General features: G+C 65.6%; 10 protein-coding genes and 1 pseudogene. 2 read left to right on the top strand and 9 right to left on the bottom strand.

Features of this window, described 5'->3' with window-relative positions:
* From AC1DJT_RS34285 to AC1DJT_RS34275, 3 genes are all read right to left on the bottom strand, one after another.
* Positions 1-366: aldehyde dehydrogenase family protein (locus AC1DJT_RS34285; protein ID WP_476835827.1), on the bottom strand; the 366-nt coding region annotated here is incomplete at its 3' end.
* 1 nt (position 367) lies between these two features.
* Positions 368-1,621, bottom strand: a complete 1,254-nt coding sequence (gene phnA / locus AC1DJT_RS34280) for a phosphonoacetate hydrolase (protein WP_476835826.1) — start codon at positions 1,619-1,621, stop codon at positions 368-370.
* Positions 1,622-1,632: 11 nt separating this feature from the next.
* Entirely contained in the window at positions 1,633-2,778 is a 1,146-nt protein-coding gene (locus AC1DJT_RS34275; protein ID WP_476835825.1) for a 2-aminoethylphosphonate--pyruvate transaminase, read from the bottom strand.
* A 105-nt stretch (positions 2,779-2,883) separates the two neighbouring features.
* Here AC1DJT_RS34275 and AC1DJT_RS34270 point away from each other — a divergent pair, with 105 nt between their 5' ends.
* Positions 2,884-3,777 (top strand): LysR substrate-binding domain-containing protein, encoded by an 894-nt coding sequence (locus AC1DJT_RS34270; protein WP_476770219.1) that lies wholly within the window; start codon positions 2,884-2,886, stop codon positions 3,775-3,777.
* A 3-nt stretch (positions 3,778-3,780) separates the two neighbouring features.
* Here the strand turns inward: AC1DJT_RS34270 and AC1DJT_RS34265 are convergent, their stop codons facing one another.
* From AC1DJT_RS34265 to rpiB, 4 genes and pseudogenes are all read right to left on the bottom strand, one after another.
* Positions 3,781-4,626 (bottom strand): EamA family transporter, encoded by an 846-nt coding sequence (locus tag AC1DJT_RS34265; RefSeq protein WP_441508262.1) that lies wholly within the window; start codon positions 4,624-4,626, stop codon positions 3,781-3,783.
* Positions 4,623-5,150: a metallophosphoesterase family protein gene (locus AC1DJT_RS34260; protein ID WP_476835824.1), complete on the bottom strand. Its 528-nt coding sequence runs from the start codon at positions 5,148-5,150 to the stop codon at positions 4,623-4,625. The genes AC1DJT_RS34265 and AC1DJT_RS34260 overlap by 4 nt, the downstream gene beginning before the upstream one ends.
* 38 nt (positions 5,151-5,188) lie before the next feature.
* Positions 5,189-5,275: pseudogene (locus AC1DJT_RS34255) on the bottom strand (metallophosphoesterase family protein); the annotation flags it as partial.
* A 158-nt stretch (positions 5,276-5,433) separates the two neighbouring features.
* Positions 5,434-5,883, bottom strand: coding sequence for a ribose 5-phosphate isomerase B (gene rpiB, locus AC1DJT_RS34250; RefSeq protein WP_476770225.1), 450 nt, complete (start codon positions 5,881-5,883; stop codon positions 5,434-5,436).
* Between the two features lie 433 nt (positions 5,884-6,316).
* Between rpiB and AC1DJT_RS34245 the strand changes: the two genes are divergently transcribed.
* The gene (locus AC1DJT_RS34245) at positions 6,317-6,730 is read left to right on the top strand and encodes a hypothetical protein (protein ID WP_476832552.1); all 414 of its coding nucleotides are present in this window, start codon (positions 6,317-6,319) and stop codon (positions 6,728-6,730) included.
* A 258-nt stretch (positions 6,731-6,988) separates the two neighbouring features.
* On the opposite strand, the gene AC1DJT_RS34240 is transcribed toward AC1DJT_RS34245, so the two are convergent.
* On the bottom strand, positions 6,989-7,939 hold the full coding sequence (locus AC1DJT_RS34240) for a glutathione S-transferase family protein (RefSeq protein ID WP_476770216.1): 951 nt from the start codon (positions 7,937-7,939) through the stop codon (positions 6,989-6,991).
* A gap of 51 nt (positions 7,940-7,990) precedes the next feature.
* Positions 7,991-8,241 (bottom strand): hypothetical protein (locus AC1DJT_RS34235; protein WP_476835823.1); only part of this gene is annotated, 251 nt, incomplete at its 5' end.

Raw genomic sequence — 8,241 nt, 5'->3', positions numbered from 1 at the left:
ATCCTTGATGGTGAGCTGGGCCGCAAAGGACCAGACGTCATAGGCCCGGCTCGCCTCATAGAGCGAATCCTTCCAGCACAGCCCGGCTTCGGCCGTGATCAGCCGGGCGAACTCGTCCTTGCGGTCGCGCAGCAGCTCGGCCGTCTTCTGCAGGATCTGCTGGCGCTCATAGCGGGTCAGCGTCGGCTTGAAGGCGCGCGCCTTGGCGAAGGCCTCGCGGACATGCTCGGGCCGGGCCGCCGKGACGAGGCCGACGACGGAATTGTCGTAGGGATTGCGGACCTCGACCATGTCGTCGGTCGAGACGAGCTTGCCGGCGATCCGCATCGTCTCGCGCCGCACGGGCGGATTCACATTCGCGTTCATCTCAGCTCACCAGGTTGAGGGCGACGTCGAAGACGTCGAAATTGCGGAGCGTGCGCCCCTCCGGCACGGAGATCGGCCGGTTGGCGATCATCGGCACGCGCTGCTCGGTGATGCCGCCATGCGAGCGCAGCGGTTCGGTCAGCCCCGAGAGGTCGTGCCGATCCGGCGAGGTGCCGATCACCTTCGAGCGCGTCGAGACCACGACCACGTCGCCGATCCGGTCCGCCGGCAGCTCGAAACGCTCGCAGGCCTCGGCCGAGGTGACCGCGAGCGCGATGCCGTCGATGCCGGAGATGCGGGCCGCAACCTCGGTCTGGTCGGCGCCCTCGGGCAGATAGACCGTGGCGAAGGAGCCGAGCGCGCCGTGATGGACGACGTAAGGATCGGTGATCGGCAGGATCACGCGCATCGTGCCCTTGCCATACCATTCGTCCATCAGTGTTTGCAGATAGACTACGTCCGGCTCGCCATTGGGCAGATGCTTGTCGTTCATGCCGTGGTCGGCGGTGATGACGAGCGTGCAGCCGAGCGCATCGAGCCTGCCGACATAGCTGTCGAACATGGCGTAGAACGCGTCCGCCATTTCAGAGCCCGGCGCCGCCTTGTGCTGCACATAGTCGGTCGTCGAGAGATACATCAGGTCCGGCTTGAAGCTCTCCAGCAGCTTGACGCCGGCGGCGAAGACGAACTCGGAGAGATCGGCCGAATAGACCGAGGGGACCGGCATGCCGACGAAGCCGAGCACCTGATCGATGCCGTTCTCCGCCGTGTTGGCCTTGTCGGCCTTTTCCGAGGAGAAGGCGATCGCCGTGCCGCTGGTGAAATCGAGCCCCTTGCCGAGCAGGGTCCGCAGCTTGTCCTTGGCCGTCACCATCGCGACCTTGAAGCCGGCCTTCTGGAACTCCGCCAGGATGGTCGGCGCCCGCAGGAAGCGGGCATCGTTCATCATCACCTCTTCCGTGGCCTCGCGGTCGTAGAAGAAGTTGCCGGCAATGCCATGGACCGCCGGCGGGCGGCCGGTGATGATCGAGAGATTGTTCGGGTTGGTGAAGCTCGGGATCACTGAATAGGCATGCGTGCTGGTGCCGGCCCGCATGATCCGGTCGAGATTGGGCGTCAGGCCCTTGGCGCTGGCGGCCTCGATATAGGCCGGCTCCGAGCCGTCCATGCAGATCACGACCGTCGCACGCTGCGGCCGGGCATAGGCCCGCCCGTTCGCGACGATATCCGACCCGACCTTTGAATGCATGTTCATCATCTGCTCCTTCACGCCGCCGACTTCAGGCCGACGCCCATCTCGGCAAGCACGTCCGAGACCGTGGCGACGAAGGCCTTCATGTCCTGCGCGCCCAGCGCGCCGATACAGCCGATGCGGAAGCTGTCGGCGACGGTCAGCTTGCCCGGATAGATCACGTAGCCGGCGTCCTTCAGCGTGTCGTAGAAGCGCTGGAAGACGAAGTTCTTGTCCTGCGGCATGTGGAAGGTGACGATGATCGGCGCCTGGTGGTGGGCCGGCAGCAGCGTCCGGAAGCCGAGTTCCTGCATGCCCTCGATCAGGATGCGCGCATTGTCGGCATAGCGCTCGCCACGCCCGGCGACGCCGCCTTCCGTCCAGAATTCCTGCAGCGCCGCATGGAACGCGACGATGACATGGATCGGCGGGGTGAAGCGGTACTGCCCGGTGCGCTCGAAGGCGGCGTGCTGATCGTGGAGATCGAGGACCAGCGTGGTGGCGTTGCCCTTGGTCTCCGCCAGGGCGCTGCGGCGGGCGATGACGAAGCCGAGGCCGGGCACCCCCTGGATGCACTTGTTCGAAGAGGCGGCGACAGCGTCGAAATAGACCTCGCGGCTGTCGAGCGCCAGCGCCCCGAAGGCGCTCATCGAGTCGATCAGCAGGCGCCTGCCATGGCGCTTGACCAGCGCAGCCACCGCCTCGATCGGGTTGCGGATGCCGCTCGTCGTTTCGCAATGGACCACGAAGACATGGCTGATCGCCGCATCGGCGACGAGCATGCGATCGACCTCGGCAAGATCGGGCGGCATGTCCTCGGCCGTCTCGTGGGTGACGACATCGCGGCCGGCGATCTCGAGGATGCGCTTGGCGCGCTGGCCATAGGCGCCGTTGATCAGGACCAGCGCCTTGCCGCCGCGCGGCACGAAGCTCGTCAGCATGGCCTCGACCGCGAAAGTGCCCGAGCCCTGCATCGGCACGGTGACGAAGMTGCCCTCGCCATGGATGACCTTCGGCAGCTCATCCATCACGGCCTTGTTGATGCCGACGAAGGTGGCGTCCCGGGAGCCCCAGTCATGAACCATGGCTTCCTTGATCGCCTTGCTGGTCGTCAGCGGTCCGGGCGTCAGGAGGAGGGGATCACCGGTCTCGGAAACGGCGGGGCGGCGGGCTTGGGCCATGTCGATCTCGCTTGTGTCGTTGCAGCCGATGGCGAAACGGTAGGGCGAGATTTGACATAGCTCCAATACATCCTATCCATGCGATCCATAGAAAGGATCTATGGCATGGCGATCAGCTATTCCGGCCTGTCGGCGTTCCACGCGGTGGCGGAGGCCGAGAGCTTCACCGGCGCGGCCAAGGCGCGCCATGTCAGCCAGCCGACACTCTCGGCGCAGGTCCGCTCGCTCGAGGACGCCTATGGCGTGCGCCTGTTCGATCGGGCCGGCCGAAAGACCAAGCTCACCCCGCTRGGCCAGAGCCTCTTCGCCATCACGGCCCGGCTGTTCTCKGCGCAGGACGAGGCGCAATCGCTGCTTGCCGGCAGCCGGACGCTGCAGCGTGGCCATCTGCGCATTGCCGCCGACAGCGCCACCCATGTCATGGCCGCGCTGGCACGGATGCGCGAAAGCTATCCCGGCCTGACATTCTCGCTGACGATCGGAAATTCCTCCGAAGTGGTCGACCAGATCATGGATTTCGCCGCCGATGTGGCGATCACCGCGCGGCAGAGCTCGGATCCGCGCCTCCATACGGTGAAGCTGCGCGCTGACCGGCTGGTCGCCTTCATCGCCAGCGAGCACCGCCTGGCGCAGCATGACAGCATCCCGATCGAGGCCTTCGCGGGCCAGGACATCGTCTTGAGAGAACGCGGCTCGATCACGCGCGAGACCTTCGAGGCTCGCCTGTCCGAGGCGGGAATCAAGCCGGCGAACCTGCTCGAGGTCCAGTCGCGCGAGGCGGTGCGGGAGGCCGTCGCCGCCGGCTTCGGCATCGGGGTGATCTTCGAGGCGGAGTTCCGGCCCGATCCCGCGCTGAAGCGGCTGGTCATCACCGGCGCCGATTTCGCGGTCGGCGAATATGCGGCCTGCCGGGCGGAGCGCCGGCGCATTCCGCTGGTGCGCGGCTTCTTCGATACGGTCCAGGGACTCGTCGAGGCCGAGGCGACGATCGCGCGCTGAACTTTAGGCGAGCCGCATCAGCGCGAGCGCCGCGACGATGAAGCCGCAGGCGACCAGGCGCGATGCCTGCAGCGGCTCCTTCAGCCAGACATAGGCAATCACTGCGGCAAACAGCACGGAGCTCTCGCGGACGGCCGCGACAAGCGGGATCGGTGCGACCGTCATCGCCCAGATCGCGATCCAGTAGGCGCCGAGCGACAGGATGCCTCCGGCCGTGCCCTGCAGCCAGAACGGCCGCATCGCCGTCAGCGCGTCCCGTCCACCGCGCAAGGCGATATAGGCGATCAGCGGCGTGCCATTGATCACGAACAGCGCCGCCGAATAGGCGTGCGGGTCACCCGCCGCCCGTGCGCCGAGCCCGTCGACCAGGGTGTAGCCGCTGATCATGACGGCGGTCAGCGCTGCAAAACCGAGCGCCCCGGGATCGAAGGCAGCGCCGCGCCGGCGCCCGAGGACCGAGACCAGCATGATGCCGGTGCCGAGCAGGCCGATGGCGGCGAGCTGCGGCACGGCGAGGCGCTCGCCGAAGACGGCCATGGCGATCGCGGCGGTCAGAAGCGGGGCTCCGCCACGTGCAATCGGATAGATCTGGCTCATATCGGCGCGCCGATAGGCTCCGGACAGGCCGATATAGTAACCGAGATGCAGGATCAGCGAGGCGAGGAGCCAGGGCCAGGCCTCAGGCTTCGGCCAGCCCGTCACCAGCAGCACGGGGAGGGCGATAAGCCCGGACGCGAGCGAGATCATCGCCATGGCGTGGAGTGGTTCGAGCTTCACCTTGACGAAGGCGTTCCAGCCCGCATGCATCGCCGCTGCTGCGAGCACGGTGAGGAAGATCCCGAGGCTCACCGGCGCACGCTGCCTGTCGCCAGGGCATGGGCCCAGTCGTCGCGCCCGTTCTGCCGGGCGCGTGCCGCGGCTGCGTCCCAGTCATAGGCGATGGCGTGATGTTCGACCGTGATCGTGTCCGCGATCGTCACCAGCGCGAAGCGGGCATGCGGGCTTCCGCTCTCGGAGACATGGGCAGGCGGCGTCTCGTCCTCATAGGCCGGGTTCCCGACACTGCCGGGATTGACGACGACCATCCCATTGGACAACCGCAGGACCCGCGGCAGGTGGCTGTGCCCGCAGAGCAGGAGCGGCGCTTTCGCGGCGGCCAGCCGTGCCTCGACGGCGGCGGCCGTGTCGGGAAGGAGGCGGCCAGCCGCGACGGCTTCCATCAGATAGGCTTCATCGTCGCCGGGTGAGGCATGGACGCATTGCGCGCCGGCGGCGAACTGTTCTGCCGGCAGCGTGGACAACCAAGCGCGATCGGCGGCGTCGAGCCTGTCCCAGGCGAAGCCCTGAGCCGCGCGACCGTCTCTGCCGGCCATAACGGGCCCGAGGCGCAATCGCCGAGATTGACGATCAGATCGGGCGAGGCGTGGCGAAGACGGTCCAGCACCGCTTCGAGAGCCAGCAGATTGCCGTGTATGTCCGCGATGACGCCGATGCGCATGGCTCACTCCGTGGCCGTCGAACCCCGGAGGCATCAAGGGTCGCGCCGCGCGCTTTACAGCATGCGGGACGCTTTGCCAGCGAAATGTTTTTGCGCGGATGCGGGTTAGAGACTCTGTTCAGGACGGTGGCCGTGTCGGCTCGGGGCGCGCGCGGGCGCTAGCCCTCCAGCGCCTCGATCATCTCGACCCGCATCGCATGCCGGCCGCCTTCGAACTGGGCGGAGAGGAACGCATCCACGATATCGAGCGCGAGCCCTTCGCCCACCACGCGCACGCCGATCGACAGCATGTTGGCATCGTTGTGCTGGCGGATCATGCGGGCTGAGAACGTGTCGGCGCAGACGCCGCAACGGATGCCCTTGACCTTGTTCGCCGCCATCATGATGCCCTGGCCGGTGCCGCACAGGATGATGCCGAACCGGCAATCGCCGGAGGCGACGAGCCGCGCCGCCGCTTCGCCCTGCCTGGGATAGGGTGTGCTCTCCGGCGTCGTCGGTCCGATATCGACCGCGACCCAGCCATGCGTCGCGATATGAGCGGCGATGGCCTGCCGGAGCGGAATGGCGGCGTGGTCGCTGGAGAGGACGATGCGGTTGCTGGCTGTCATGGAGACGGTATAGGCGGCCTCCAGCGAACGCTTCAAGGCTCTCATGGCCAAGCAGGGTGCGACGCGCATCTTCTCCTTGCACTGATTGATCGCAGCCGGACGCTGACGACCCGCTGCGGTGCCTGGGCCGAGGCGACGGCGGGACGATTGACGGTAATCGAGTTCGCTATCGCAAAGCGGGCTGCTGGCTTCCGTTCTCGGAGACATGGCGGCGAGGGGAACAACCGGTTCCGCCCTTCGTTGATTGGACAATGCAGTCTTTGGAAGCGTCGATGCTTCCCTTCAAAGCGACTGTTTGGCGACGCACGCGCAAGGAGACGGCTTGGCGCCTGCCGCAATCCAGCCGCGATTGGTTCACCCGCCATTCAACCGGGCGGCGCGAACCTGTCCTCAGCTTCGGGAGGAGGAGAGCCCGATAAAAGGAGATTCGATCATGATGTCCCTCAGGAAAACCGCCATCGTTGCGYTGGCTTCCGCGAGCGTGGTCACGGCGGGCTCGGCCGTGCCGGCCTTCGCTGGGCAAGCGCGTCCGGTCGTGGATGCCTCGCGGCTCGACAAGGCAGCGGCGGAATATTCGCAATATCGTTACCGCGGCTATCGCGGTGGCTATCGTGGCTACCGCGGCGGCTGGTATGGCGGCGGYCGTGGCGCAGCCGTGGCCGGCGCCGTTGGCCTCGGAATTCTGGGTGCCGCAGCGATCGCCGCGAACCGCCGCGCCTATGCTGACCCCTACTATTACGACAATGGTTACTATGCCGCGCCGGTCTATGGCGGGCCGGTCTATGCCGCGCCGGTCTACGGCAGGCGCTATTATGCCCCGGCGTACGACTACCGCGACTATCGCTGAGCGCTCGTTTGCCTCTCCCGCGCGCTCGTCCGGGCGCGCGGGGCGTCCCACCCAAATTTCGTTACGACAGCCGCGCTTCTCTGCCGCACATGGGGCGGGACATGACGCCACGTAGATGACTGCCTGCCGAGCCCGCAGCTGAGGGGCCGGCCTCGGCGTAGGCCAGCGTTTCGACATGGCCACGGGAAGAGCAATCAAGAACCAGAACCTTGGGCACGATGAACTGCTTGCGCGGTTGCCGGGGCTTTTCGTCCTCTTTCAGTAGCTTATCTCTGGKCCAAGGGGGACGATGCCGGTCGGATTGATCGTGCGATGGCTCTCGTAATAGTGGCCTTTGATGTGCTGCATATTCACCGTCCCGGCAACGCCGGGCAGGTGGTAGATGTCACGGGTGTAACGCCAGAGGTTCGGGTAATCGACAATGCGGCGCAGGTTGCACTTGAAGTGTCCGACATAGACCGGATCGAACCGAATGAGCGTGGTGAACAGGCGGATATCTGCCTCGGTCAGGTCGTCTCCGAGCAGATAGCGCCGTGCCTTCAGCCGCTCCTCTAGCCAGTTCAGTGTTTCGAACAAGGGCCCGATCGCTTCTTCATAGGCCTCCTGGGTTGTCGCGAACCCGGCGCGATAGACACCATTGTGGACGGTGTCATAGACCCGCGCATTGATCGCATCGATCTCCTCGTGCAGCGGCGCGGGATAGTAGGCCCCGGGCAATGCGCCGAGATGGTCGAACGCCGTTCCCAACATCCGAATGATCTCGGAAGACTCGTTGTTGACGATGGTGCCGGTCCGCTTGTCCCACAGGACAGGAACCGTGACCCGGCCGGTATAGTGGGGATCGGCAGCGGTGTAGACCTGATGCAGATACTGCGCGTGATTAACCGCGTCGGGAACGACCCGGGGGCCTGCCTGGAAGGTCCAGCCGCGTTCGAGCATCAGCCAGTGCACGACCGAGATCGGAACAAGCTCTTCCAATCCCTTCAGGGTGCGCATGATCAGGGTCCGGTGTGCCCAAGGACACGCCAGGCTTACGTAGAGGTGATAGCGATCAGGCTCCGCGGCAAAACCACCAGCGCCGCTTGGGCCAGCCGAGCCATCAGGCGTCACCCAGTTGCGAAATGCGCTGTCCTTCCGGATAAAGCGGCCGCCGGTTGACGATGTGTCGTACCATTGGTCATGCCAGGCACCATCTATCAGCAAACCCATCTCGGAATTCCTTCAAGATTGGCGTGGCAGCAATGCCTGCGGGTTCACCCTTCATTGAAAGGTTCGCCGTTTCGCGCCGCCCATGGAAGTGAGGTGGAGACTATCCATAATCGGCTGGGTGGCTGTTTTATCTTGGGCGCCTTCCACAGCGAATGGATCCTGCGTCCGGCCCTGACGAGGGCGGTGAATTTCGGTCGATGGCAGCCAAGCCATTCTGGCTATGGCAACAAACCCCCTGGGCAAGGAGAGGTGATCGGAGTTCATTCGCACACAGTAGACGCCCGCGAGAAACATCTCTAGCA

The organism is Allobosea sp. 05T422_2, assembly GCF_056396265.1.
This window is presented reverse-complemented; position numbering and strand designations above follow the sequence as displayed.

What these genes read in the sequence shown, in the direction of transcription:
- phnA (WP_476835826.1), bottom strand. Translation starts at nt 1,621, where the DNA reads ATGAACATGCATTCAAAGGTCGGGTCGGATATCGTCGCGAACGGGCGG.
- AC1DJT_RS34260 (WP_476835824.1), bottom strand. Translation starts at nt 5,150, where the DNA reads ATGGCCGGCAGAGACGGTCGCGCGGCTCAGGGCTTCGCCTGGGACAGG.
- rpiB (WP_476770225.1), bottom strand. Translation starts at nt 5,883, where the DNA reads ATGACAGCCAGCAACCGCATCGTCCTCTCCAGCGACCACGCCGCCATT.